Source organism: Streptomyces sp. NPDC002057, assembly GCF_040296665.1.
In the GTDB taxonomy this organism is placed as follows: Bacteria; Actinomycetota; Actinomycetes; order Streptomycetales; family Streptomycetaceae; genus Streptomyces.
Map to the genome: position 1 here is coordinate 41,325 of NZ_JBEOXR010000007.1, position 25,130 is coordinate 66,454.

At 71.3% G+C, this 25,130-nt stretch carries 21 protein-coding genes; 16 read left to right on the plus strand and 5 right to left on the minus strand.

Features of this window, described 5'->3' with window-relative positions; all coding sequences use genetic code 11:
• The first annotated feature begins 4 nt into the window (after window positions 1–4).
• Window positions 5–874: an acyl-CoA thioesterase II gene (gene tesB / locus ABT129_RS08360; RefSeq protein WP_351898187.1), complete on the plus strand. Its 870-nt coding sequence runs from the start codon at window positions 5–7 to the stop codon at window positions 872–874.
• 22 nt (window positions 875–896) lie between these two features.
• Complete coding sequence (locus ABT129_RS08365) at window positions 897–1,850, plus strand: cation diffusion facilitator family transporter (RefSeq protein ID WP_351898189.1); 954 nt, start codon at window positions 897–899, stop codon at window positions 1,848–1,850.
• Window positions 1,851–1,858: 8 nt separating this feature from the next.
• Here ABT129_RS08365 and ABT129_RS08370 read toward each other — a convergent pair whose 3' ends face one another.
• Together ABT129_RS08370 and ABT129_RS08375 are read right to left on the minus strand one after the other, a co-directional pair.
• Complete coding sequence (locus ABT129_RS08370; RefSeq protein ID WP_351898192.1) at window positions 1,859–2,632, minus strand: phosphatase; 774 nt, start codon at window positions 2,630–2,632, stop codon at window positions 1,859–1,861.
• Between the two features lie 169 nt (window positions 2,633–2,801).
• Window positions 2,802–3,413: an SACE_7040 family transcriptional regulator gene (locus tag ABT129_RS08375; protein WP_351898194.1), complete on the minus strand. Its 612-nt coding sequence runs from the start codon at window positions 3,411–3,413 to the stop codon at window positions 2,802–2,804.
• A gap of 87 nt (window positions 3,414–3,500) precedes the next feature.
• On the opposite strand from ABT129_RS08375, the gene ABT129_RS08380 reads away from it, so the two are divergent.
• The 11 genes from ABT129_RS08380 to ABT129_RS08430 all read left to right on the plus strand — a co-directional run bounded on the left by ABT129_RS08380 (window position 3,501) and on the right by ABT129_RS08430 (window position 18,465).
• Window positions 3,501–5,108: a carboxyl transferase domain-containing protein gene (locus ABT129_RS08380; protein WP_351898197.1), complete on the plus strand. Its 1,608-nt coding sequence runs from the start codon at window positions 3,501–3,503 to the stop codon at window positions 5,106–5,108.
• A 14-nt stretch (window positions 5,109–5,122) separates the two neighbouring features.
• Window positions 5,123–7,087: an ATP-binding protein gene (locus ABT129_RS08385; protein ID WP_351898199.1), complete on the plus strand. Its 1,965-nt coding sequence runs from the start codon at window positions 5,123–5,125 to the stop codon at window positions 7,085–7,087.
• Between the two features lie 14 nt (window positions 7,088–7,101).
• Entirely contained in the window at window positions 7,102–8,019 is a 918-nt protein-coding gene (locus ABT129_RS08390) for a hydroxymethylglutaryl-CoA lyase (protein WP_351898530.1), read from the plus strand.
• Between the two features lie 8 nt (window positions 8,020–8,027).
• A complete protein-coding gene (locus tag ABT129_RS08395) occupies window positions 8,028–9,188 on the plus strand; it encodes an acyl-CoA dehydrogenase family protein (protein WP_351898202.1) in 1,161 nt (386 codons plus the stop codon).
• A 205-nt stretch (window positions 9,189–9,393) separates the two neighbouring features.
• Window positions 9,394–10,257: a siderophore-interacting protein gene (locus ABT129_RS08400; protein ID WP_351898204.1), complete on the plus strand. Its 864-nt coding sequence runs from the start codon at window positions 9,394–9,396 to the stop codon at window positions 10,255–10,257.
• Window positions 10,258–10,444: 187 nt separating this feature from the next.
• Window positions 10,445–11,884 carry a pyridoxal phosphate-dependent decarboxylase family protein gene (locus ABT129_RS08405; protein WP_351898207.1) on the plus strand — a complete coding sequence of 480 codons (1,440 nt, stop codon included), beginning with the start codon at window positions 10,445–10,447 and terminating at the stop codon, window positions 11,882–11,884.
• Window positions 11,871–13,154, plus strand: a complete 1,284-nt coding sequence (locus tag ABT129_RS08410; RefSeq protein WP_351898209.1) for a lysine N(6)-hydroxylase/L-ornithine N(5)-oxygenase family protein — start codon at window positions 11,871–11,873, stop codon at window positions 13,152–13,154. The genes ABT129_RS08405 and ABT129_RS08410 overlap by 14 nt, the downstream gene beginning before the upstream one ends.
• Complete coding sequence (locus ABT129_RS08415; RefSeq protein WP_351898211.1) at window positions 13,151–13,681, plus strand: GNAT family N-acetyltransferase; 531 nt, start codon at window positions 13,151–13,153, stop codon at window positions 13,679–13,681. Before ABT129_RS08410 ends, ABT129_RS08415 begins: the two co-directional genes overlap by 4 nt.
• Entirely contained in the window at window positions 13,678–15,468 is a 1,791-nt protein-coding gene (locus tag ABT129_RS08420; RefSeq protein WP_351898214.1) for an IucA/IucC family protein, read from the plus strand. Before ABT129_RS08415 ends, ABT129_RS08420 begins: the two co-directional genes overlap by 4 nt.
• A 343-nt stretch (window positions 15,469–15,811) precedes the next feature.
• Window positions 15,812–16,672, plus strand: coding sequence for a hypothetical protein (locus ABT129_RS08425; protein WP_351898216.1), 861 nt, complete (start codon window positions 15,812–15,814; stop codon window positions 16,670–16,672).
• Between the two features lie 572 nt (window positions 16,673–17,244).
• Complete coding sequence (locus ABT129_RS08430; RefSeq protein WP_351898218.1) at window positions 17,245–18,465, plus strand: FG-GAP-like repeat-containing protein; 1,221 nt, start codon at window positions 17,245–17,247, stop codon at window positions 18,463–18,465.
• Window positions 18,466–18,547: 82 nt separating this feature from the next.
• Here the strand turns inward: ABT129_RS08430 and ABT129_RS08435 are convergent, their stop codons facing one another.
• On the minus strand, window positions 18,548–20,191 hold the full coding sequence (locus ABT129_RS08435; RefSeq protein ID WP_351898221.1) for a beta-N-acetylhexosaminidase: 1,644 nt from the start codon (window positions 20,189–20,191) through the stop codon (window positions 18,548–18,550).
• Window positions 20,192–20,384: 193 nt separating this feature from the next.
• Here ABT129_RS08435 and ABT129_RS08440 point away from each other — a divergent pair, with 193 nt between their 5' ends.
• Both ABT129_RS08440 and glmS read left to right on the plus strand, forming a co-directional pair.
• Window positions 20,385–20,660 (plus strand): hypothetical protein, encoded by a 276-nt coding sequence (locus ABT129_RS08440; protein ID WP_351898223.1) that lies wholly within the window; start codon window positions 20,385–20,387, stop codon window positions 20,658–20,660.
• Window positions 20,661–20,721: 61 nt separating this feature from the next.
• Window positions 20,722–22,539, plus strand: coding sequence for a glutamine--fructose-6-phosphate transaminase (isomerizing) (glmS, locus tag ABT129_RS08445; RefSeq protein WP_351898225.1), 1,818 nt, complete (start codon window positions 20,722–20,724; stop codon window positions 22,537–22,539).
• A gap of 177 nt (window positions 22,540–22,716) precedes the next feature.
• Here the strand turns inward: glmS and ABT129_RS08450 are convergent, their stop codons facing one another.
• Both ABT129_RS08450 and ABT129_RS08455 read right to left on the minus strand, forming a co-directional pair.
• Entirely contained in the window at window positions 22,717–23,280 is a 564-nt protein-coding gene (locus ABT129_RS08450; protein ID WP_351898228.1) for a GPR1/FUN34/YaaH family transporter, read from the minus strand.
• Between the two features lie 172 nt (window positions 23,281–23,452).
• A complete protein-coding gene (locus tag ABT129_RS08455) occupies window positions 23,453–23,974 on the minus strand; it encodes a universal stress protein (RefSeq protein ID WP_351898230.1) in 522 nt (173 codons plus the stop codon).
• Window positions 23,975–24,319: 345 nt separating this feature from the next.
• On the opposite strand from ABT129_RS08455, the gene ABT129_RS08460 reads away from it, so the two are divergent.
• Complete coding sequence (locus ABT129_RS08460) at window positions 24,320–24,700, plus strand: hypothetical protein (RefSeq protein WP_351898232.1); 381 nt, start codon at window positions 24,320–24,322, stop codon at window positions 24,698–24,700.
• Window positions 24,701–25,130: the final 430 nt, after the last annotated feature.

The following is a 25,130-nucleotide window of genomic DNA, read 5'->3' on the forward strand; positions in this document are numbered from 1 at the left end:
CCACGTGCCCGATCCGCACAACGCCCTGGACGCCCTGCTCGATCTGCTCGACCTGGAGCGGATCGAGCGGGACATCTTCCGGGGCGAGTCCCGCTCCGCGCTCGTCCCCCGCGTGTTCGGCGGCCAGGTGGCCGCCCAGGCGCTGGTGGCGGCGGGGCGGACCGTGCCGGAGGACCGTCCGGCGCACTCGCTCCACGCGTACTTCCTGCGCCCCGGCGACCCCGGCGCGCCGATCGTGTACACGGTCGACCGCATCCGTGACGGCCGGTCCTTCACCACCCGCCGGGTCGTCGCGGTCCAGCACGGGCAGCCGATCTTCCACCTCTCCGCCTCCTTCCAGGCGTACGAGGAGGGGCTCGACCACCAGGCGGACATGCCGGCCGCGCCGGACCCGGAGTCGTTGCCGACGGCCGCCGAGATGCTCCCCCGGCACCTGCCGGAGGAGGTCGCGTCCCGGCTCGTCCAGGCGCGCGCGGCGGTGGACCTGCGGTACGCGGACACCCCGCCGTGGGGCTCGGTCGGCGAGCCGCGCGAGCCGCGCTCGCAGGTGTGGTTCCGCACCAACGGCAAGCTGGCCGACGACCCCCTGCTGCACCTCTGCCTGGCGACGTACGTCTCCGACATGACGCTGCTCGACTCCGTCCTGCTCGCGCACGGGCGGGGCGGCTGGGCCGTCGGGGACGTGGTCGGGGCCTCCCTCGACCACGCGATGTGGTTCCACCGGCCGTTCCGGGCCGACGAATGGCTCCTGTACGACCAGGAGTCGCCGTCCGCCGCCGGCGGGCGCGGTCTCGGTCAGGCCAGGATCTGGACGCAGGACGGGAAGCTCGCGATCTCCGTCATCCAGGAGGGTGTCGTTCGCGTCCCGCACTGATGACCGGACATACCGTCCGATCATGGCGGAGAACGGTGAGAGCACCTTCACAGTGATCGTGGCGGCGGTGGCGAACCTGGGGATCGCCGCCGCCAAGGCCGTCGCCGGTGTCATCAGCGGGTCCAGCGCGATGCTGTCGGAGGCCGCCCACTCGGTCGCCGACACCGTCACCGAGGTCATGCTGCTGACCGCGCTCAAGCGGAGCGGGAAGCCGGCCGACGAGGACCACCCCGTGGGGTACGCGGGCGAGCGGTACGTGTGGGCGATGCTCGCCGCCGTCGCCACCTTCGTGGGCGGCGCGGTCTTCTCGATCTACGACGGTATCCACACCCTCACCCACGGCGAGGAGCTCGGCGACCCGCTCGTCTCGTACATCGTCCTCGGCATCGCCTTCCTCCTGGAGGGGTACTCCCTGCGGACCGGCGTCCGGCAGGTCCAGGCCGAGGCGGAGCGGGCGCGGACCCCGTTCGCCCGCTACATGCGGCTCACCCCCGACACCACCGTCAAGGCGGTGGTCATGGAGGACTCCGCCGCCCTCGCCGGACTGATGCTGGCGGCGGGCGGCCTCCTCGGCGGCCAGATCACCGGCTCGGGCGTCTGGGACGGCGTCGCATCGATCCTCATCGGCGTCCTGCTCGTGTACGTGGCCTGGGTGCTCGGCCGCTCCAACGCCGAGCTCCTCATCGGGCGGCCGCTGCCGAAGCACGTACGGGCCGAGGTCCGCGAGGAGCTGCTCTCCGTGCCGCACATCGTGGACGTCCTCGATCTGACGACGCTCATCCAGGGGCCGGGAGAGGTGCTGATCGCGGCGAAGATCGACTTCCGGGACGTGGCGTCGGCGGCGCAGGTGGAGTGGGCGTGCGAGGACGCGGAGGCCCAGCTGCGCGAGCGCTTCCCGTCGATCCGCCGCGTCTACCTGGACCCCACGCCGGGGGTGGGGCAGCGCCGGAACCGGCCGGCCGGGCCGCCGGAGTAGACCGGCCGTCAGGACAGGCCGGCCGCCGCCAGCGTGTACTCCGTCATCGGCTCGTAGAAGCGCGGGTCGAGGACGTGGTCGTCCAGCGGGATGGTGACCTGCATCGTGCCCTCCGCCTCGCCGATGAAGAGCGCGGGGTCGTTGCAGTCCGCGTAGCCGACGGAGTCGATCCCGCGCTGGCCCGCCCGCCCGGCCCAGCCGTGGTCGGCGACGACCAGGTCGGGGCGGCCGGCCTCGCCGAGCGCGTCGAGGATGGCGTTCATCGGCTCCGGGGAGTGGGTGTGCCAGAGGCTGGCGCCGCGTTCGAAGACGGCGACGTCGGCGAACTGCACGACGTACCCCTCGTCGGCGACGAGCCCGCCGGGGATCTTCACGATGTCGCAGCCCTGGGCGCGGAGCCCGGCGGCGACGCGGCTGTGGACGTCGATGAGCGCGCCGGGGTGGCCGGTGGCGAAGAGGACCCGCTCCTTGCCGGCGGCGGCCTTGCGCAGCCGGGCGGCCATGCGGTCGAGGCCGTCGACGGTCAGCTCGGGGTCGATGGTGTCCTGTCCGGTGCGGTGGGCCGGGTCGTCGACGACGCCGCAGCGCTCGGCCATCACGGCGAGCACGTCCTGCTCGTCGGCCCAGCGGTCTCCGAGCTCCAGGCCGAGCCAGTAGTGCCGGTCGCCGTTGGCGAGCTTGCGGTAGTGGGAGAGGTTGTTGTCGCGCGGCGTGGCGACGTCTCCCGCGATCCGGGTGCGGACGAGGTGCTCGACAAGGGCGGGGCGGCTGAGTATCGGCATGGGGCTCATTCTGGAGGACGCCGCCCCGATGTGGGCAATCATTCCGGCCCGTGGACCCGCCGTGGAGCCGCCGGAGGATCGGCCGCGGACCCGCCGTGGAGCCGCCAGGGGATCGGCTGGGGACCCGCCGCGGACCCGCCGGAGGACCCGCCGTGGACCCGCCGTGGGCTCAGCCTTCCAGCGCCCCGAAGGCCCCGTGGGCCAGGCGCTTGAGGAGGGCCTCCATCGGACCGCGGCCGAGGGCGGCGAGGTGCGGGGTGGAGTTGAGGAGGCCGAAGACGGCGTGGACGGCGGTCCGCGACTCGGACTCCCCCGCGTCGGGGTACAGCTCCCGCACCACCGTGACCCACAGCTCCACGTACTGCCGCTGCAGCTGCCGTACGCGCTTGCGGTCCTCGTCCTTGAGCCGGTCCAGCTCGCGGTCGTGGAGGGTGATCAGGGGCCGGTCGTCGAGGGCGAAGTCGATGTGTCCGTCGATGAGGGCGCCGAGCAGGGCCTCGGGGCCGCCGGCGCTCTCGCCGACCCGCAGCCGGCCGCCGTCGAGGAGCCGCTCGCTGATGCCGACGAGGAGTTCCGCGAGCATCGCGTCCTTGCCGGGGAAGTGGCGGTAGAGGCCGGGGCCGCTGATGCCGACGGCGGCTCCTATCTCGTCCACGCCCACGCCGTGGAAGCCGCGCTCGGCGAAGAGGCGGGCGGCCTCCTTGAGGATCTGCTCGCGCCGCGTGGGGGCGTCGGTCCGGCCGGTGGCGGTTCTACCGGTGACGGTCGGGGTCGTGGTCATGGATTCGATTCTAGACAACCCCGTTAGCGGTCGTTAACCTGAGCGACATACGTTAACGCTCATTAACCGAGCAAGGGAGCTCGAGGGATGCAGCAGGCACCTGTGCTGTCGAGTGCGGCGGATCCCGCCTCGCCGGCCTGGCAGGCGAACGAGGCGGCGCACCACGAGCTGGCGGCCGCCCTGCGCGCCAAGCTCGCGGCGGCGGCGCTGGGCGGCGGTGAGAAGTCCCGGGCCCGGCACACCGCGCGCGGCAAGCTGCTGCCGCGGGACCGGGTGGACGCCCTGCTCGACCCGGGCTCACCCTTCCTGGAGCTGGCCCCGCTCGCGGCGAACGGCATGTACGGCGACCAGGCACCGGCGGCCGGTGTCATCGCGGGCATCGGCCGGGTCTCGGGCCGCGAGTGCGTGATCGTCGCCAACGACGCGACCGTCAAGGGCGGCACGTACTACCCGATGACGGTGAAGAAGCACCTCCGCGCCCAGGAGGTGGCTCTGGAGAACCGTCTCCCCTGCCTCTACCTGGTCGACTCGGGCGGCGCGTTCCTGCCGATGCAGGACGAGGTCTTCCCCGACCGGGAGCACTTCGGCCGGATCTTCTACAACCAGGCCCGGATGTCCGGCGCGGGCATCCCGCAGATCGCGGCGGTCCTCGGTTCGTGCACGGCCGGTGGCGCGTACGTCCCGGCGATGAGCGACGAGGCCGTGATCGTGCGGAACCAGGGCACGATCTTCCTCGGTGGTCCGCCGCTGGTGAAGGCGGCGACCGGTGAGGTCGTGACGGCGGAGGAGCTGGGCGGCGGCGAGGTCCACTCCCGGATCTCCGGCGTCACCGACCACCTGGCGGAGGACGACGCGCACGCGCTGCGCATCGTCCGGAACATCGTCGCCACGCTCCCGGAGCGCGGCCCGCTGCCCTGGTCGGTGGAGCCGGTCGAGGAGCCGAAGGTCGATCCGTACGGGCTGTACGGCGCGGTGCCGGTGGACTCCCGCACCCCCTACGACGTGCGCGAGGTCATCGCCCGGGTCGTGGACGGCTCCCGCTTCCAGGAGTTCAAGTCCGAGTACGGGCAGACGCTGATCACCGGATTCGCCCGGATCCACGGGCACCCGGTCGGGATCGTCGCCAACAACGGCATCCTGTTCGCCGAGTCGGCCCAGAAGGGCGCGCACTTCATCGAGCTGTGCGACCAGCGCGGCATCCCGCTGGTGTTCCTGCAGAACATCACGGGCTTCATGGTCGGCAAGGCGTACGAGCACGGCGGCATCGCCAAGCACGGCGCCAAGATGGTGACGGCCGTGGCGACCACCCGCGTCCCGAAGCTGACCGTGGTCGTCGGCGGTTCGTACGGCGCGGGCAACTACTCGATGTGCGGCCGGGCGTACTCGCCGCGCTTCCTGTGGATGTGGCCCAACGCCAAGATCTCGGTCATGGGCGGCGAGCAGGCCGCGTCCGTCCTCGCGACGGTCAAGCGCGACCAGCTCGGCGACGGGTGGAGCGCGGAGGAGGAAGAGGCCTTCAAGGCCCCGATCCGCGAGCAGTACGAGAGCCAGGGCAGCGCCTACTACGCGACCGCCCGGCTCTGGGACGACGGGGTCATCGACCCGCTGGAGACCCGGCAGGTCCTCGGGCTCGCCCTGACCGCCTGTGCCAACGCGCCCCTGGGAGACCCCCAGTTCGGCGTCTTCCGGATGTGAGGGGACCCACGGAGATGCAGTCCATGTTCGACACCGTCCTCGTCGCCAACCGGGGCGAGATCGCCGTCCGGGTCATCCGCACGCTGCGGGAGATGGGCGTGCGCTCGGTGGCCGTGTACAGCGACGCGGACGCCGACGCCCGGCACGTGCGGGAGGCGGACACGGCGGTGCGGATCGGCCCGCCGCCCGCCGCCGAGTCGTACCTGTCCGTCCCGGCGCTCCTCGACGCCGCCGCCCGCACCGGCGCGCAGGCCGTCCACCCCGGCTACGGATTCCTCGCGGAGAACGCGGGGTTCGCGCGGGCCTGCGCGGACGCCGGCCTCGTCTTCATCGGGCCGCCCGCCCCCGCGATCTCCCTGATGGGCGACAAGATCACGGCGAAGGAGACCGTCAAGGCGGCGGGCGTGCCGGTCGTCCCCGGCGCGGCCGACCCGGAACTGGAGGCGGCGGCACGCGAGCTGGGCGCCCCCGTGCTCCTCAAGCCCTCGGCGGGCGGCGGCGGCAAGGGCATGCGCCTCGTGCGCGACCTGTCGACGCTCACCGACGAGATCGCGGCGGCCCGCCGCGAGGCGCGCTCCTCCTTCGGTGACGACACGCTGCTCGTGGAGCGGTGGATCGACCGGCCCCGGCACATCGAGATCCAGGTCCTGGCGGACGCGCACGGCAACGTCGTGCACCTCGGGGAGCGCGAGTGCTCGCTCCAGCGCCGCCACCAGAAGATCATCGAGGAGGCGCCGAGCGTCCTGCTGACTCCGGAGATCCGCGCGGCGATGGGCGCGGCGGCGGTCGAGGCGGCGCGCTCCTGCGGCTATGTGGGCGCGGGGACGGTCGAGTTCATCGTCCCGGGCGTCGACCCGTCCTCGTACTACTTCATGGAGATGAACACCCGTCTCCAGGTCGAGCACCCGGTGACCGAGCTGATCACCGGCATCGATCTGGTGGAGTGGCAGCTGAGGGTGGCGGCGGGCGAGAAGCTGGCCTTCGCGCAGGACGACATCAGCCTCACCGGCTGGGCGATCGAGGCCCGGATCTGCGCGGAGGACCCCTCCCGGGGCTTTCTCCCCTCGGGCGGCACGGTCCTCTCGCTGCGCGAGCCGCAGGGGTCCCCCCTGCACGGAATGCTCGGGGGAGGCGTCCGCACGGACTCGGGTCTGAGCGAGGGCACGGAGGTCGGCAGCCTGTACGACCCGATGCTGTCGAAGGTCATCGTCCACGCCCCGGACCGACCGACGGCCCTGCGCCGCCTCCGCGCGGCCCTGGCGGACACGGTCACCCTGGGCGTCCCGACGAACGCGGGCTTCCTGCGGAACCTGCTGGCCCACCCGGACGTCGTCTCCGGCGCCCTGGACACGGGTCTGGTGGAGCGGGACGCCGAGAGCCTGGTCCGGCAGGACGTACCGGCGGAGGTGTACGCGGCGGCGGCGGCCGTCCGGCGGGCGGAGCTGGCCCCGGCGCCCCGGGACGGCTGGACGGACCCGTTCTCGGTGCCGAGCGGCTGGCGCCTGGGCGGCCGGCCGGCCCCGCTCTCCTTCCCGGTACGGGTGCCGGGAAGGGAACCGGTGACGGTCGCGGCCCCGGAGCGCACCCGGGTCACGGACACTGCGGTGACGGTGACCCTGGACGGCGTCACCCACACCTTCCACCGCGCGGGCGACTGGCTCGGCCGCGACGGCGACTCCTGGCACGTCCTCGACCACGACCCGGTCGAGGCCGCGCTCAGCGGGGCGAGGCACGGCGGTGCCGACACGCTCGCCGCGCCCATGCCCGGCACGGTGACCGTCGTCAAGGTGGCGGTCGGGGACGAGGTCGAGGCCGGGCAGAGCCTGCTGGTCGTCGAGGCGATGAAGATGGAGCACGTCATCTCCGCCCCGCACGCCGGCACCGTGACCGAGCTCGACGTCACCCCCGGCTCCACCGTGGCCATGGACCAGGTCCTGGCCGTGGTGGCGCCCCACGAGACCGCCGGGGAGGACGCGTGACCACGGGTCTGCCCATGACGGTGCGGGATCCGGCGCTGCCCGCCCGGGTCCGGATCCACGAGGTCGGCGCCCGGGACGGGCTGCAGAACGAGAAGACGGCCGTCCCGACCGGGGTGAAGGCGGAGTTCGTCCGGCGGCTCGCCGCCGCCGGGCTCTCCACCGTCGAGGCCACCAGTTTCGTGCACCCCAAGTGGGTGCCCCAACTGGCGGACGCGGAGGAGCTGTTCCCGCTCGTCCGCGACCTGCCGGTCCGGCTCCCGGTGCTCGTGCCCAACGAGCGCGGCCTGGACCGGGCCCTCGCGCTCGGCGCCCGTGACATCGCCGTCTTCGCCTCCGCCACGGAGTCCTTCGCGAAGGCCAACCTCAACCGGACCGTCGACGAGGCCCTCGCGCTCTTCGCCCCGACGGTCACCCGCGCCATAGAGGCGGGGCTGAACGTCCGCGGCTATCTCTCGATGTGCTTCGGCGACCCCTGGGAGGGCGCCGTCCCGATCGAGCAGGTCGTCCGGGTCACCAGGGCGCTGGCCGAGATGGGCTGCGACGAGCTGAGCCTCGGGGACACGATCGGGGTGGCCACCCCGGGCCATGTCGAGGCGCTCCTCACCGCGCTGAACGAGGCCGGCGTCCCCACCTCCCGTATCGCCGTGCACTTCCACGACACCTACGGCCAGGCCCTCTCCAACACCCTCGCCGCGCTCCGCCACGGAGTGACCACCGTCGACGCCTCCGCCGGCGGACTCGGCGGCTGCCCGTACGCGAAGAGCGCGACGGGCAACCTCGCCACCGAGGACCTCGTGTGGATGCTCGACGGTCTCGGCATCGAGACCGGGGTCGATCTGACCGCCCTCACCGCCGCAAGCGTGTGGATGGCCGAACAGCTGGGCCGACCCAGCCCTTCCCGGACCGTCCGCGCCCTCTCCCACAAGGAGTGACGAACACCATGTCCCTCGACCACCGGCTCTCCGCAGAGCACGAGGAACTCCGCCGTACCGTCGAGGCGTTCGCCCACGACGTCGTGGCGCCGAAGATCGGCGACTACTACGAGCGGCACGAGTTCCCCTACGAGATCGTCCGCGAGATGGGCCGCATGGGCCTGTTCGGGCTGCCGTTCCCCGAGGAGTACGGCGGCATGGGAGGCGACTACCTGGCTCTCGGCATCGCCCTGGAGGAGCTGGCCCGGGTCGACTCCTCGGTCGCCATCACCCTGGAGGCGGGCGTCTCGCTGGGCGCGATGCCGCTGCACCTGTTCGGCACCGAGGAGCAGAAGCGGGAGTGGCTCCCCCGGATGTGCTCGGGCGAGATCCTGGGCGCCTTCGGGCTGACCGAGCCCGGCGCGGGCAGCGACGCCGGCGGGACCCGCACCACCGCCGTCCGTGACGGCGACGACTGGGTCATCAACGGCTCCAAGTGCTTCATCACCAACTCCGGTACGGACATCACGGGTCTGGTGACGGTCACGGCGGTCACCGGCCGCAAGCCCGACGGGCGCCCGCTGATCTCCTCGATCATCGTTCCCTCCGGCACCCCCGGTTTCACCGTCGCCGCCCCCTACTCGAAGGTCGGCTGGAACGCCTCGGACACCCGCGAGCTGTCCTTCGCGGACGTCCGGGTGCCCGCCGCGAACCTGCTCGGCGAGGAGGGGCGCGGGTACGCGCAGTTCCTGCGGATCCTCGACGAGGGCCGGGTCGCGATCTCGGCGCTCGCGACCGGGCTCGCGCAGGGCTGTGTCGACGAGTCGGTGAAGTACGCGAAGGAGCGGCACGCCTTCGGCCGGCCGATCGGTGACAACCAGGCGATCCAGTTCAAGATCGCCGACATGGAGACGAAGGCCCACATGGCCCGGGTCGGCTGGCGGGACGCGGCCTCGCGGCTCGTCCTCGGCGAGCCGTTCAAGAAGGAGGCGGCGATCGCGAAGCTGTACTCCTCCACGGTGGCCGTGGACAACGCCCGTGAGGCGACGCAGATCCACGGCGGCTACGGCTTCATGAACGAGTACCCGGTGGCCCGGATGTGGCGCGACTCGAAGATCCTGGAGATCGGCGAGGGCACGAGCGAGGTCCAGCGGATGCTGATCGCGCGGGAGTTGGGCCTGCAGGCCTGAAGGCCGGCCCGGCCGCCCACGGAAGCCCGTCGTCCCCTCGGGGCGGCGGGCTCCGTCGTGCCGCCCCGCCCCACCCCGAAATTGTGAGGTTAGGCTAACCTATCCTGACTCTCCCTCGGGGTGACCGACCCCTCGCCCGCCCTCCCGGTCGCCCTCGCCCGCCCTCGCGCTCACCCTCGCCCGTACCGCAAAGGTGTCCTGCCCCATGACGCACGCCGAGACCGCCCCCTTCCAGTTCTTCCGCCTCCGGGTGGACCGGACCCGGCGGCTCGGCCCGTCGCTGGTCCGGATCACCTTCACCGGCGACGACCTGCGGAGGTTCGCCGCCGGCGGCCGCGACCAGTCCCTCTCCCTCTTCCTGCCGCACCCCGGCCAGGAGGAGCCCGTCCTGCCGCCGCTGGACGGGCAGGACATGTACGCGGTCCTCGGCGCCTGGCGCGCGATGCCCGCCGACGTCCGGGCCGTGATGCGCTCGTACACCGTCCGCGAGCAGCGCACCGGGCCGGTGGACGAGCTGGACATCGACTTCGCGCTCCACGAGGACGGCGGCCCCGCCTGCCGCTGGGCCGGCGGGGCCGTGCCCGGCGACCGCGTGGTCGTGCTCGGCCCGGCGGTCGCCGAGAACACCGCCGTCCGCTTCCAGCCGCCCGGGGACGCCGACTCGGTGCTGATCTGGGCGGACGAGACGGCCCTCCCCGCCGCGTCGGCCGTCCTGGAGTGGCTGCCGGCCGGGACCCGCGCCCAGGTGTTCCTGGAAGTGCCGTACTCCGGTGACCGCGCGGAGCTGTCGACGCGGGCGGACGCGCGCGTCACCTGGCTCGTACGGGAGGAGGGGGCGCCGTCCGCCGTGGACGCGGTGCGCGGTGTCGAACTGCCCGGCGAGGCCCCCTACGTCTGGATCGCGGGCGAGTCCGGCGCGGTGAAGGCGCTGCGGAGGTACTTCGTGCGGGAGCGCGAACTCGACCGCCGCCGGGTGACGTTCGTCGGCTACTGGCGCAAGGGGCTGTCCGAGGACGCGCTGCGCGAGGTCCCGGACGAGACGCGCGAGGACGCCCTCACCGAGGAGTAACAGAGGCCACACTCCGCCGTTTCGGACACTCCGGGCGATACGGCACCAACGGGCGTGACCCAGGCGGGGCGAGGGGTCGACACGAGAAAAAGTTAGGTTAGGCTAACCTAGCTTTCACCGTGTCGCCCCTCGCCCCCATTTCCTGTCCGGAGGGCGCGACCGAGCCCCGCACCAGGAGGCCCCCCACATGCGCTCGCACCTGCTCAACGACGCCACGGCGGAGAGCTACCGGCGCGCCGTCACCGAGGGAGTCGCGCGCGTGGCGGACCGACTCGCCACGACGCGAGCCCCGTTCACCGGCGTGACCCCCGCCGAGCTGGCGCCCGTCATCGACGCCGTCGACCTCGACCGGCCGCTCGGCGACTCCTCCGCCGCCCTCGACGAGCTGGAGAGCGTCTACCTCCGCGACGCCGTCTACTTCCACCACCCCCGCTACCTGGGCCACCTCAACTGCCCGGTGGTCATCCCGGCCGTCCTCGGCGAGGCCGTCCTCTCGGCGGTCAACTCCTCGCTCGACACCTGGGACCAGAGCGCGGGCGGCACCCTCATCGAGCGCAAGCTCGTCGACTGGACCAACGGCCGCATCGGCTTCGGCCCCGCCGCCGACGGCGTCTTCACCAGCGGCGGTTCGCAGTCCAACCTGCAGTCCCTGCTCCTCGCCCGCGAGGAGGCGAAGACGGACGACCTGTCGAAGCTCCGGATCTTCTCCTCCGAGTGCAGCCACTTCAGCGTCCAGAAGTCCGCGAACCTCCTCGGCCTCGGCCAGGACGCCGTCATCTCCGTCCCGGTCGACCGGGACAAGCGGATGCAGTCCGTGGTCCTCGCCGCCGAGCTGGAGGCCTGCCGCGCCGAGGGCCTCGTCCCGATGGCGATCGTCGCCACCGCCGGCACCACCGACTTCGGCTCCATCGACCCGCTGCCCGAGGTCGCCGCCCTGGCCGACGAGTACGGCGCCTGGATGCACGTGGACGCCGCCTACGGCTGCGGACTGCTCGCCTCGCCGACCCGCCGCCACCTCCTGGCCGGCATCGAGCGGGCCGACTCGGTCACCGTCGACTTCCACAAGTCCTTCTTCCAGCCGGTGAGTTCCTCGGCGCTGCTGGTCCGCGACGGGGCGACCCTGCGCCACGCGACCTACCACGCCGACTACCTCAACCCGGCCCGGACGGTCGTGGAGCGGATCCCCAACCAGGTGGACAAGTCGCTCCAGACCACCCGCCGCTTCGACGCGCTCAAGCTCTGGATGACCCTGCGCGTCATGGGCGCCGACGGTGTCGGGCAGCTCTTCGACGAGGTCTGCGACCTCGCCGCCGAGGGCTTCGCGCTGCTCGCCGCCGACCCGCGCTACGACGTCGTGGTCGAGCCCCGGCTCTCCACCCTCGTCTACCGCTACATCCCGGCCCGCGCCACCTCGCCCGAGGAGATCGACCGGGCCAACCTGCACGCCCGCAAGGCCCTGTTCGCCTCGGGCGAGGCCGTCGTCGCCGGCACCAAGGTCGACGGCCGCCAGTACCTCAAGTTCACCCTGCTCAACCCCGAGACCACCGCGGCCGACATCGCCGCCGTCCTCGATCTGATCGCCGGCCACGCCGAGCAGTACCTGGGAGAGACCCTTGTCCACGCCTGAGACGACCGAGATCCACGACTTCATCGGCATCGGGCTCGGTCCGTTCAACCTCGGACTCGCCTGCCTGACCGAGCCGATCGACGAGCTGAACGGCGTCTTCCTGGAGTCGAAGCCCGACTTCGAGTGGCACTCGGGGATGTTCCTCGACGGCGCCCACCTCCAGACCCCGTTCATGTCGGACCTGGTCACGATGGCCGACCCGACCTCGCCGTACTCCTTCCTCAGCTACCTGAAGGACAAGGGCCGGCTGTACTCGTTCTACATCCGGGAGAACTTCTACCCGCTGCGGACCGAGTACAACGACTACTGCCGCTGGGCCGCCGCGCGGCTCTCCTCGATCCGCTTCTCGACGACCGTCGCCTCCGTGACCTTCGACGAGGCCACCGAGGTGTACACGGTGACCACCGAGGCCGGAGAGACGTTCCGCTCGCGCCGGATCGTCCTCGGCACCGGCACCCCGGCGTACGTCCCCGAGACCTGCCGGGACCTCGGCGGCGACCTGATCCACAACTCGCGCTACCTGCAGAACAAGGCGGAGCTCCAGAAGAAGCGGTCGATCACCCTGGTCGGCAGCGGCCAGAGCGCCGCCGAGATCTACTACGACCTCCTGAGCGAGATCGACGTCCACGGCTACCGGCTGAACTGGGTGACCCGCTCCCCGCGCTTCTTCCCGCTGGAGTACACCAAGCTCACCCTGGAGATGACCTCCCCGGAGTACGTGGACTACTTCCACGCGCTGCCCGAGAAGACCCGCTACCGCCTGGAGACCGAGCAGAAGGGCCTCTTCAAGGGCATCGACGGCGAGCTGATCGACGCCATCTTCGACCTGCTCTACCAGAAGAACCTCGACGGGCCCGTGCCCACCCGGCTCCTCACCAACTCCGCGCTGCACACCGCCGCGTACGAGGGGACGACCGGTACGTACACCCTCGGCTTCCGCCAGGAGGAGCAGGAGAAGGACTTCACCCTGGACACCGAGGGCCTCATCCTCGCCACCGGGTACCGGTACGCCGTCCCCGCCTTCCTGGAGCCGGTCCGCGACCGCCTGGTCTGGGACGGCCGGGGCCGCTTCGACGTGGCCCGCAACTACGCGATCGACACGACGGGCCGCGGGATCTTCCTGCAGAACTCCGCCGTGCACACGCACTCCATCACCTCGCCCGACCTCGGCATGGGGGCGTACCGCAACGCGTACATCATCGGGGCGATGCTGGGCTACGACCACTACCCCGTCGAGAAGACCATCGCCTTCCAGGAGTTCGCCGCATGACCGTCCGCTTCCGCCCGCTCGATCCCGTCAAGGACGCGGAGCTGCTCCACTCCTGGGTCACCCACCCCAAGGCCGCCTTCTGGATGATGCAGGACGCGAGCCTGGACGACGTCGTGCGCGAGTACACGGCCTTCGCCGCCCACCCGCACCACGAGGCGTTCATCGGCCTGGTCGACGGGGTCCCCGCGATCCTCATGGAGCGCTACGACCCGGCCCACCTGGAGCTGGTCGGGCTCTACGACCCGCTCCCCGGTGACGTCGGCATGCACTTCCTCGTCGCCCCGACCGACACCCCCGTCCACGGCTTCACCCGCAGGGTGATCACCGCCGTGATGGCCGAGCTGTTCGCCGATCCGGCGACCGCCCGCGTGGTCGTCGAGCCCGACGTGTCCAACAAGGCCGTCCACGCGCTCAACGAGGCCGTCGGCTTCGTGCCCGAGCGCGAGATCCAGAAGCCGGAGAAGAAGGCCCTGCTGAGCTTCTGCACCCGGGCACGTTTCGAGGCCGCCGTGGGAGCCGCCGCGTGAGCACCCCCCGTTCCACCGAGAACCCCGTCGCCCACCTCACCCCCGGGCTGTGGGCCGACGCCGACCGCGCCCTGATCCGCAAGGGCCTCGCCGAGTTCGCCCACGAGCGGCTCCTCGACCCGCGCGAGCTGGGCGACGGCCGGTACGCGGTCCGCTCCGACGACGGCGCGACCGAGTACCGCTTCACCGCCGACCGGTACGCCCTGGACCACTGGCAGGTCCACGCCGAGTCGATCAGCCGCCACCGCGGCGACGAGCGGCTCCCGCTGGACGCGCTCCAGTTCGTCACCGAGCTGCGCGGCTCCCTCGGCCTGAGCGACGAGGTCCTGCCGGTCTACCTGGAGGAGATCTCCTCCACCCTCGCCGGTACGGCCTTCAAGGCGACCAAGCCGCCCGTCACCTCCGCCGAGCTGGCCCGGGCCGGCTTCCAGGCGATCGAGACCGGGATGACCGAGGGCCACCCCTGCTTCGTCGCCAACAACGGCCGGCTCGGCTTCGGTGTCGACGAGTTCCGCGCGTACGCCCCCGAGGCCGCGAGCGACATCCACCTGATCTGGCTGGCGGCGCGCCGCGACCGCGCCACCTTCACCGCCGGCGCGGGCATCGACTACGAGACCTTCGTCCGCGCCGAGCTCGGCGACGCGGCGGTGGACGGCTTCGCCGCGACCCTGGCCGCGCGCGGCCTGGACCTGGCCGACTACCTCCTCATGCCGGTGCACCCCTGGCAGTGGTGGAACAAGCTGTCCGTCACCTTCGCCGCCGAGGTCGCGCGGCAGCGCCTGGTGTACCTGGGCGAGGGCGACGACACCTACCTCGCCCAGCAGTCGATCCGCACCTTCTTCAACACCTCGGACCCGGCCAAGCACTACGTCAAGACGGCGCTGTCGGTCCTCAACATGGGCTTCATGCGGGGTCTGTCGGCCGCGTACATGGAGGCCACCCCGGCCATCAACGACTGGCTGCACACCCTGATCGAGTCGGACTCCGTCTTCGCGGCGGCGCGCTTCTCGATCATCCGCGAGCGGGCGGCCGTCGGCTACCGGCACCTGGAGTACGAGGCCGCGACGGACCGGTACTCGCCGTACCGCAAGATGCTGGCCGCGCTCTGGCGCGAGTCGCCGGTGCCGGCCCTCGCCGAGGGCGAGCGCCTGGCGACGATGGCCTCCCTCGTCCACGTGGACCACACGGGCGCGTCCTTCGCGGGCGCGCTGATCGAGGAGTCGGGCCTGGAGCCGGCCGCCTGGCTCCGCCGGTACCTGGACGCCTACCTCCTGCCGGTGCTGCACAGCTTCTACGCGTACGACCTGGCGTTCATGCCGCACGGCGAGAACGTCATCCTGGTCCTCGACGAGCGCGGCGCGGTCGCGCGGGCGATCTTCAAGGACATCGCCGAGGAGATCGTCGTCATGGACCCGGCGGCGGTCCTGCCGCCGGCGGTGGAGCGGGTCCGCGCGGAGATCCCCGAGGACATGAAGCTCCTCTCGGTCTTCACGGACGTCTTCGACTGCTTCTTCCGCTTCCTGGCGGCGGCGCTGGCGACGGAGGGCGTCCTCGACGAGGACGGCTTCTGGCGGACGGTCGCGGAGTGCGTACGGGCCTACGAGGAGTCGAGGCCGGAGCTGGCCGACCGGTTCGCCCGGTACGACATGTTCGCGGAGACCTTCGCCCTGTCGGCCCTCAACCGCCTCCAGCTCCGCGACAACAGGCAGATGGTCGACCTGTCGGATCCGTCGGCGGCCCTGCAGCTCGTCGGCGACCTGGTGAACCCGATCGCCCGCTTCGCCTGACGATGAGGATGTGACGTGGTGAATCCGCCGGTGGGCTTTCACACACCTGCGGGCCGGCGGACGAACCTCTGATCTTGCTCAACTGGTGATCAACGCTGTAATTCCGTGCCCTAGGATTGCCGCTGCCACTCTGACCAAGTGGCTTGAGCACTTCACCAGTTTGCTTCATGGGGGTAATCAAATGCATGCGCCTGCCCGCTCGTCGATCCTTCTCAATGGAATATCGGCGCTTTCAGTGGGTGCCCTTCTCTTGGCAGCATCCCCTGCCTCTGCCGACTCCGGCCGCTCGACGGGTGCGGAATCTTCTGCCCTGATCGTGGAGAAGGCGACGGGAGTCGCCGATGTGACCAAGCCCGTCGCCGGCGCGTCCTTCACCACCAAGGCGGTCACCGCCGACGACGAAGGACCTGTGACGGTGACCATGCCGTCGAGCGCGGACGGCCGGATCGAAGCCAGGGCCACGTCCGGCGATGTGGTCTCCCTCGGGCTGCAGGGAGCGTCCGCCCAGGCCGTCGGCCTGACGTCGGAATCCGGCACCGTCGTCTACAAGAACGCCACCGAGGCGACCGATCTGTCCGTCCAGGCGACTTCCGATGGAGGAGTCCGCACGCTCGTCACCCTGAAGGACTCCTCGGCGTCCAATGAGCACCGATTCCCGCTGGGCCTGCAGGGTGACGTGCGCCTCGTCGACGACGGAACCGGGGGATATCTCCTGGCGCGCGGCGCACTCGACGGCATGGGCGAGGTGATTGGCCAAATCGACGCACCGTGGGCCAAGGACGCTGCTGGCCGATCTGTTCCGACCAGCTACCGGCTGGAGGGCAATACCCTCGTTCAGACGGTGCAGACCGACGAGGGCACCGCGTTCCCGGTGGTCGCAGACCCCAAGGTCACATTCGGCCTGGGCGCGTATTTCAGCTCGTGGGGTTATGAATGGAAGTCCTACGCGATTGCCGCGGGAAGCGTCGGGTATTTCGCCAATCTCGCCGGCTGTTCCGTTCTCGACAAGATCCCGCACGTCGGACTCAAGCGAGCCGCGACGGCCATCTGCTCCGCCATCGGGTACAAGACGGTCAAGGACTGGGGTGCGTTCATCCGCGACCAGGTCAAGGACAAAACCCTTGAGGGCGGAGCCTGCTACCAGACCAAGATCGTCCCTCGTAGCGGCAAGCTCACCAAGGTCAGCAGCGGTAACTGCAAGTAGAATCGATCGCCCAGCGGACACGTGCGTATCGCGACCAACCGTTAAGGACAATCGTGAACAAGCCATCATCCCCCAGGCCGTGGTGGGGTTGGGCCATCGTCTTCCTCACGGTGCTGATTGCGTCCGTGCTGCTTGGCCTCGCTTGGTACTGGGCCGTGTTGCTCGTCCTCGGCGCCACTGCCGCCTTCGAATACGTCTGGGGAAGATTCGGCTCACGCCGAGCGGAATGAGCATTCCTTTCGTGCCCGGTTCGGCGACGACGCCTGTGCGAGCAGTCGGCCCGACTGTCGTCCCCGGCCTGCCTGCCCGAGACGGCCGGGGGCGGCCACTGCGGCAATGCTCCTGATCCGCGGGAGGGTTCCGGGGCGGCTCGCCTTGATCCACGCGACCGTCGTGTCCACGTCGGTGCACCTGCCCGCCGGGCGATCCCGGCGACGTGCGCCGACGTGGACACGAAGCCCGGCCGGGCATCCCCGCTCCCTACGCCGTTCCAGTCGTCTCGCTCCCTTCCCTCACCCGTACAACCATTCGGCCGGTCGTCGGTCTCATTCGGTGGAGCGGAAAGGGAACAGATGCAGATGCTGATCAAGCGGGGCCTGGCGTCGCTGCTGGGGCTCGCGAGCCTGGGTGCCGTCGCGGTCGGTACGGCGGCGCCCGCCCAGGCGGCCGTGGGCGACTGCCCCAAGGGGTACTTCTGCGCGTGGACGCAGGAGAACGCCAGGGGGTCGATGCTCAAGACGAAGACGAACATGGCCTCGATGGGGTCGTGGGGCACCCGGTTCGGCTCGTACATCAACCGGACGTCCGTGTATGCCTGCCTGTACGAGACCCCGGGCTACAAGGCTCACGAGGGCTACTGGTCGGAGAACCCGTCGTCCAACGGCTCCTGGACCTCCGGCGGGACGATCACCATCGCCTCGCTGAAGTTCGTCCCGACCGACCGCGAGTGCTCCCAGCCCGCCTACCCCTCCTGGCAGGCGGAGACCTCCCCCAAGGCGGCGGGCTTCGGGGACCTGAACCGTGACCGCAAGGCCGACGTCCTCGTCCGGGACCTGGTGGGACGGCTCTGGTTCCTGCCCGGCGACGGCTCGGGCCGGCTGGTCGGCACCGGCGGCTGGAACTCCCTGGACGCCCTGGTGCGCCACGGCGACTTCACCGGCGACGGCCGCGAGGACGTCCTCGCCCGCGAGCCCTCGACCGGCAGGCTGTACCTGTACCCCGGCACGGGGACGGGCGGGCTCGGCGCCCGCAAGCTCCTCGGTTCGGGCGGCTGGAACGGCATGAGCCGGATCGCCGCCGTCGGCGACCTGTCCCGGGACGGCCGCGCCGACCTGCTGACCGTCGAGAAGTCCACGGGGAAGCTCTGGCTCTACCCGGGCTCCGGCTCCGGCGGTCTCAAGGCCCGCAAGCTGATCGGCTCCGGCGGCTGGAACGCCATGAACGCCCTCGTCGGCCCCGGCGACACCAACGGCGACGGCCGCGTCGACGTGATCGCCCGGGAGAAGTCCACGGGGAAGCTCTGGTCCTACCCGGGCACCGCCTCCGGCGGCCTCGGGGCCCGCAAGCTGATCGGCTCCGGCGGCTGGAACGCGATGGACACCTTCCTCGCGGTCGGTGACTCCACGGGCGACGGCCGGGCCGACCTCTCGGCCGTCAGCAACGAGAACTACGTCATCGACGGTTTCCGGGGGCACCCGGGCTGGCTGGTCGGCTACCGCGGCCGGGGCAACGGCGGCTTCGCGGCCGGCGAGCTCACCGACGGCGAGTGGTGGGGCCTCAACGGCGCGTTCTGACCCACCGCCGGAGACGGATCACCGCCACGCCCGGCCAGGACAGCACACCGTCCCGGCCGGGCTTCGCCGTCTCAGCGGGGGGTCAGCCGGTCGGCCAGGGCACCTGCGGCGAGCGGTAGTAGTCGATGCCCAGCGCGTCGAAGCGCGGGGCCTGTTCGGCGAGCCGGACCTTGTACGTGTTCCAGTCGTGGCTCGACGCCGGCGACCAGCCCAGTTCGGCCACGCCGGGGAGGCGCGGGAAGGCCATGACGTCGAGGTCGTCCGTGGTGGCGAGGGTCTCGGTCCACAGCGGGGCCTCGACGCCCCGGATCGCGCTCGCCGGGGCGCCGGGGAGGTAGCCGGCCGGGTTCCAGTCGTACGACCGCTGGACCTCGACGTACCCGGCCCAGGCGAGGCCGAGCGGGGTGTCCTTGGTGTACTTCATGTCGAGGTACGTCCGGTCGGCGGGCGAGAGGATCAGCCCGGTGCCGTTCCGCGCGGCCGCGGCGACCCGCTCCTTCTCGGCGGCGGGGGTGCGGTCGAGGCCCCAGTACTGGACGAGGGCGCCCTCGGCGGGGGTGGTGCCGGTCAGCTGGTGCCAGCCGACGACCTTCTTGCCGTACTTCGCGACAACCGGCTGCACCTTGTCCATGAAGGTCACGTAGTCGGCGTGGCTGGTGGAGTGCGCCTCGTCGCCGCCGATGTGGAGGTAGCGGCCGGGGGTGAGGGCGGCGATCTCGCGGATCACGTCGTCGACGAAGTCGTACGTGACGGGCTTCGGCACGCAGAGCGAGCTGAAGCCGACCTTGATGCCGGTGTAGAGGGGCGGGGCGACGCCGTCGCAGTTGAGGTCGGCGTAGGAGGCGAGGGCCGCGTTGGTGTGGCCCGGCATGTCGATCTCGGGGATCACCTCCTGGTAGCGGGAGGCGGCGTACTGGACGATCTCGGTGTACTGCGCCTTGGTGTAGAAGCCGCCGGGGCCGCCGCCGACCTCGGTGGAGCCGCCGTAGGTGGTGAGCCGGGGCCAGGAGTCGACGGCGATGCGCCAGCCCTGGTCGTCGGAGAGGTGCAGGTGGAGCGTGTTGACCTTGTAGAGGGCGAGCTGGTCGATGTACCGCTTCACCTCGTCGACGGTGAAGAAGTGGCGGGCGACGTCGAGCATGGCGCCCCGGTAGCCGTACCGCGGGGTGTCGGTGATCGTGCCGCCCGCGATCTTCCAGGGGCCGTTCTGGACGCTCTTCCGCTCGACGGCGGAGGGCAGCTGCTGGCGCAGGGTCTGGACGCCGCGGAAGAGGCCGGCGGGTGCGCGGGCGGTGAGGGTGAGGCCGCCGGGCGCCGAGCTGATCCGGTAGCCCTCGTCGCCCAGGGCGGTGTCGCCGGGGCTGAGCCGGAGCCGGATGCCGCCGCGGGCGGCGGCGTCGTCGACGACGGGCAGCGGGAAGCCGGTGGCGGGGCGGAGGAGTCCGGCGAGGTAGCGGCCGATGTCCCGGGTCTCCCGGTTGACCGTGTCCACGCCGATGCGGGTGGAGTGGGTGAGGGTGTAGGGCTCGCCGCCGGGGGTGACCGAGGCGGGCAGGGGCACGATGCGGCCGAGCGGGCGGACCTCGGGTTCGGCGGCGGCCGCCCGGCCGTCGCCGCTCTTGCCGTCCCGCCGGGTGTCGGCTGCGGCCTCGCCGCAGCCGACACCGGCGGCGGCGACCAGGAGCAGGGATCCGATCAGGCGCGGAATCCTTCGGCGCTGTCTCACAGGCTTGGTCCCCTTCGGGCGTTGGACGCGTCTGTCGAGTTGTATATCCGAACCGTCACCATGCGTACCGCCGAGACTCCGTTCGGTCAAGGTCTGGACCAAGCCCCTCTCCAGGAGGGCCCACGGGGACGCCCCTGCCCGATATCGGGCAGGATTCTTGCGAAAGTCGGGGAGAACCCCTCAGTATTCACGGGTGCTCGAACGCCGCCCGTCGCACGACGACCTCATCGACCATCTGGTCCGCAGCACCGCGCTCCAGCGCGGTGAGGCCGCCCGGGTGATCCTCGACGTGCTGGCGTACTTCGACGAGACGACCGAGGAGTTCGTCCGCCGCCGCCACCGCGAACTGCAGTCCGGCGGGTCGGTGAACGCCGAGATCTTCGAACGGATCGCGGCGGAACTGCCGCACCGGGCCGTGGCGCCACCGGAACTGTCGCTCCGGCAGCTGCGCCGCATCGTCTACGGCTGACGGCGGACCGGACCGCCCGGACGGCCGAGTACATCCACTGACCTGGAGGGGTTTCACCTTTATGTGCGGAATTGTCGGTTACATCGGAAAGCGCGACGTCGCCCCCCTGCTCCTTGAGGGCCTGGCGCGACTGGAGTACCGGGGATACGACTCGGCCGGCATGGTCGTCACCAGCCCGAAGGCCTCCGGCCTGAAGATGGTGAAGGCCAAGGGTCGCGTCCGTGACCTGGAAGCCCGTGTGCCCAAGCGCTTCACCGGTACCACCGGCATCGCCCACACCCGCTGGGCCACCCACGGCGCGCCGAGCGACGTCAACTCGCACCCGCACCTGGACCCCGAGAACAAGGTCGCCGTCGTCCACAACGGCATCGTCGACAACGCCCAGGAGCTCCGCGCCAAGCTGGAGGCCGACGGCGTCGTCTTCGCCTCCGAGACCGACACCGAGGTCATCACCCACCTGATCGCCCGCTCGCAGGCCTCCACCCTGGAGGAGAAGGTCCGCGAGGCGCTCAAGGTCATCGAGGGCACCTACGGCATCGCCGTCATGCACGCGGACTTCAACGACCGCATCGTCGTGGCCCGCAACGGCTCCCCGGTCATCCTCGGCATCGGCGAGAAGGAGATGCTCGTCGCCTCCGACGTCGCCGCCCTGATCGCCCACACCCGCCAGGTCGTCACCCTGAACGACGGCGAGATGGCCACCCTCAAGGCCGACGACTTCCGTACGTACACGACCTCGGGCACCACCACCACGGCCACCCCCGAGACCGTCGAGTGGGAGGCCGCCTCCTACGACATGGGCGGCCACGACACGTACATGCACAAGGAGATCTCCGAGCAGCCCGACGCGGTCGACCGCGTGCTGCGCGGCCGGATCGACGACCGCTTCTCCACCGTGCACCTCGGCGGCCTGAACCTGGACGCCCGCGAGGCCCGCACCATCCGCCGGATCAAGATCCTCGGCTGCGGCACCTCGTACCACGCCGGCCTCATCGGCGCCGGGCTCATCGAGTCCATGGCCCGCATCCCCGCCGACGCCGAGCCGGCCTCGGAGTTCCGCTACCGCAACCCGGTCGTGGACCCCGACACCCTCTACATCGCCGTCTCCCAGTCCGGTGAGACCTACGACGTGCTCGCCGCCGTCCAGGAGCTCAAGCGCAAGGGCGCCCGCGTCCTCGGCGTGGTCAACGTGGTCGGCTCCGCCATCGCCCGCGAGGCCGACGGCGGCGTGTACGTGCACGCCGGCCCCGAGGTCTGCGTCGTCTCCACCAAGTGCTTCACCAACACGGTCACCGCCTTCGCGCTGCTCGCCCTGCACCTGGGCCGCATCCGCGACCTGTCCGTCACCGACGGCAAGCGGATCATCGAGGGCCTGCGCAAGCTGCCGGCGCAGATCCAGGAGATCCTCGAGACCGAGGACGAGATCAAGAAGATCGCCGCGGAGTACGCCGGCGCCCAGTCGATGATGTTCATCGGCCGCGTCCGGGGCTACCCCGTCGCCCTGGAGGCCTCCCTCAAGCTGAAGGAGATCTCCTACATCCACGCCGAGGCGTACCCGGCCTCCGAGCTGAAGCACGGCCCGCTCGCCCTCATCGAGCCGGCCCTGCCGACGGTGGCGATCGTCCCCGACGACGACCTGCTGGAGAAGAACCGCGCCGCCCTGGAGGAGATCAAGGCCCGCAGCGGCCGCATCCTCGCGGTCGCGCACCAGCCGCAGGCGAAGGCCGACCACACCATCGTCGTGCCGAAGAACGAGGACGAGCTGGACCCGATCCTGATGGGCATCCCGCTCCAGCTCCTCGCCTACCACACGGCGCTCGCCATGGGCCGCGACATCGACAAGCCGCGCAACCTGGCCAAGTCCGTCACGGTCGAGTAGCGGCGGCCTCGGGGCCTGTCCCCCCGAGCCGCGCGTCGGGGCCTGCCCCCCGACCCGCACCACCGGGCCTGTCCCCCGGCGGTTCGACCGGACACGGAGCGGTCCCCCTCGCACACCCAGGTGCGAGGGGGACCGCTTCTTCTTTCTCGTGGGCTCGTGAGCGCCGCTCTCCTTCGGTCAGCTCGCCGCCGCCGCGCTGCGGTTCGCCCTGCCCAGGGCCGTCGGCCAGCCCGCGACGGCCGCCGTGGCGCCGTACCAGGCGACGAGGCCGGCGACCGCGGCCGCCCAGCCGCCCGCCTTCGCGAGGCCCCCGTTGTCGGCGAGCGCCCCTATGCCGAGCAGCAGGAGCGCGACGAACAGCAGCCCGTACACGCCCTGTCCGAACAGTCCGCTGCCCGAGGCGGCCAGCGTCAGCGTGAGCGCGAGGAGCGCCCACAGGAGCAGGAAGACGCCCACGGCGTCGGCCGTGGCGCCGCCGCCGACCGCGGTCCCCCAGGTGAACCAGAAGGCGCCGAGCGCCGTGAACGCGGTGCCGTCCCCCTTGTCGCCCGCGCGGAGGGCGAGCAGGCCGACGAGGAAGAGCGTGACCCCGCCGACCCAGGTGGCGAGGCCCGCGGCATCCGCTGCCGCGACGTTGTCGATGACACCCGTACCGCCCAGGCCGAAGGCCAGCAGGGTCAGTCCGAGTGCGAGGTGGCCGAGAGTGGAAGTGGTGTTTCCCGCGGCGACGTCGTTGTCCACGGCGGGCTCCCTTCAGATGCGCAGGTGTCCTGCGTGAGCTGCTGTGATCCGGTGGTCTTTATGTACCCTTCACAAGCACACAATTCACCTGACGAAGGCCGAATTTATGGCCGGATGACGGCAGTTGAGAAAGAGAGCCACCGGGTCGCGCGGGACGGACGCGGTGCGCGCGCTACGGGATGACGATCACGGGCCGCTGGGCGCGGCGGGCGAGACGGCCGGCCACCGAGCCGAAGATCCGCCCGACGATGCCGTGCGTCGAGCCGACCACGATCGCGTCGGCCGAGTACTCCCGGCCGACCTCCTCCAGCTCGTGGCAGATGTCGCCACCGCGCTCGACGAGGATCCACGGCACCTCGGAGAGGTGCTCGGCGCAGGCCAGCTCCAGACCGAGGACCTCGGTGCGGTGGTCGGGCACGTCGACGAAGACGGGGGGCTCGCAGCCGGCCCACACCGTGGTGGGCAGCCGGTTGGCCACGTGCACGATGATCAGGCCCGAGCCGGAGCGCCTGGCCATCCCGATGGCGTACGCGAGGGCTCGTTCACTGGACATGGAGCCGTCGAAGCCGACGACGACCCCGTGCCGGAAGGCCGGGTCGCAGGCGTGACGTGGCTGTTCTACCGCGAGGGGGTCGACCGTGGAGTCGGCGACGCGCTTGCGGTCCGCGGGTTCGGGGATTTCGTGACCGGCCATCGGTGTCTCGGCGAAGGGAGTCCTCGTGCGAAGGGACGGGAAAAGGAGGGGACGGAACAACGGGCGGCGAAGCGGTGTCGTGTCCGGGAATCATCTTCCCAAGCCCATACCCCCAAGGGTACGGCGACACTCCTCTCCTGCCCAGAGCCCGCCGGGCCACTCCCGGCGTGCCCGCCGCTCGCGCGCGGCGTTCCAGGGAGCATGCACGAGCGGCTCGGGATCTGGCAATGCCGGTTGTGCCCTACAGGCGTCCGTACGGGGGCCAAACGGACGTCGCCCAGAGTGACCGGAACGTTCCGCTCCTCGTTGCCACAGGTCCAGCCCACCGTCGCAGGGAGACCGCCCGTGCCCGCACCATCGACCGCAGCCGGCCAGACCCCCACCGTCCCCGCCGTCACGCTCGCCGCCCCCCGGGGCCGCCGCCGGGCGCCCGTCCTCTCCTCCCCCGTCCCCGCGGCCCCGGACCCCGGAACCAGGCCGGGAGCGGCCTACCCGCCCCCGGGACCGGTACCCGGGGCGGGTACGGCGGACCAGGCCGGCGACGTCGTCCGCTGGGCGGTCTTCTGCTGCGCGCTGGTCCCGGTGGTCCTCGTCGTCTACGGCACCTCGCTCGGCGGGGCGGCCGGGACCGCGCTCGGCCTCGTCTCGGTGACGGCGGCCTGCCGGGTGCTGCTGCGCCGCTCGGAACGCGGGCTGCGCGGCGAGAGCGTCCGCGGGAGGGGGTAGCGCGGGACGAAACCGGGCCGAAACGGTGCCCCGGCGAGGCCCGCCCCCCTTGGAGTTGACAGGTTCGTACACCCGAACCCATATGTTTTCAGCCAACTTCCATCCGTCGGCGAGTCCTTGGCGGAACGGTTGGCCAACCCCGGCGCCAGCACCCGAATATGCCCCGCCCCAAGGGCCCACACCCCCCGCGTACGGGGGCGTTCGTCGCGGCACCCCTTTCCGGGCGGCCACCGGACGGAAGACTTCCCGATCGATCGCTTCGCGCCAAGTGGCCTTGTCGACAATCCACCGGACGGAGAACTTGTCACGCCGGCGCCACAGGACGCAGTAGATTCGATCATGGGTACCGAAGACTGGGGTCTCGTGCAAAACCGAGGGGAAACGTGCAGGAGCGACACGACCAGGGAGACGCGAACACCGAGGGGGGCTT

Excerpts from the sequence above, each read along its gene's own strand:
- ABT129_RS08405 (WP_351898207.1), top strand. The coding sequence starts at position 10,445 with ATGCGCTCGCACCTGCTCAACGACGCCACGGCGGAGAGCTACCGGCGC.
- ABT129_RS08375 (WP_351898194.1), bottom strand. The coding sequence starts at position 3,413 with ATGACCACGACCCCGACCGTCACCGGTAGAACCGCCACCGGCCGGACC.
- ABT129_RS08380 (WP_351898197.1), top strand. The coding sequence starts at position 3,501 with ATGCAGCAGGCACCTGTGCTGTCGAGTGCGGCGGATCCCGCCTCGCCG.
- ABT129_RS08370 (WP_351898192.1), bottom strand. The coding sequence starts at position 2,632 with ATGCCGATACTCAGCCGCCCCGCCCTTGTCGAGCACCTCGTCCGCACC.
- ABT129_RS08365 (WP_351898189.1), top strand. The coding sequence starts at position 897 with ATGGCGGAGAACGGTGAGAGCACCTTCACAGTGATCGTGGCGGCGGTG.
- ABT129_RS08395 (WP_351898202.1), top strand. The coding sequence starts at position 8,028 with ATGTCCCTCGACCACCGGCTCTCCGCAGAGCACGAGGAACTCCGCCGT.
- ABT129_RS08385 (WP_351898199.1), top strand. The coding sequence starts at position 5,123 with ATGCAGTCCATGTTCGACACCGTCCTCGTCGCCAACCGGGGCGAGATC.
- glmS (WP_351898225.1), top strand. The coding sequence starts at position 20,722 with ATGTGCGGAATTGTCGGTTACATCGGAAAGCGCGACGTCGCCCCCCTG.
- ABT129_RS08400 (WP_351898204.1), top strand. The coding sequence starts at position 9,394 with ATGACGCACGCCGAGACCGCCCCCTTCCAGTTCTTCCGCCTCCGGGTG.
- ABT129_RS08455 (WP_351898230.1), bottom strand. The coding sequence starts at position 23,974 with ATGGCCGGTCACGAAATCCCCGAACCCGCGGACCGCAAGCGCGTCGCC.
- ABT129_RS08390 (WP_351898530.1), top strand. The coding sequence starts at position 7,102 with ATGACGGTGCGGGATCCGGCGCTGCCCGCCCGGGTCCGGATCCACGAG.
- ABT129_RS08415 (WP_351898211.1), top strand. The coding sequence starts at position 13,151 with ATGACCGTCCGCTTCCGCCCGCTCGATCCCGTCAAGGACGCGGAGCTG.
- ABT129_RS08430 (WP_351898218.1), top strand. The coding sequence starts at position 17,245 with ATGCAGATGCTGATCAAGCGGGGCCTGGCGTCGCTGCTGGGGCTCGCG.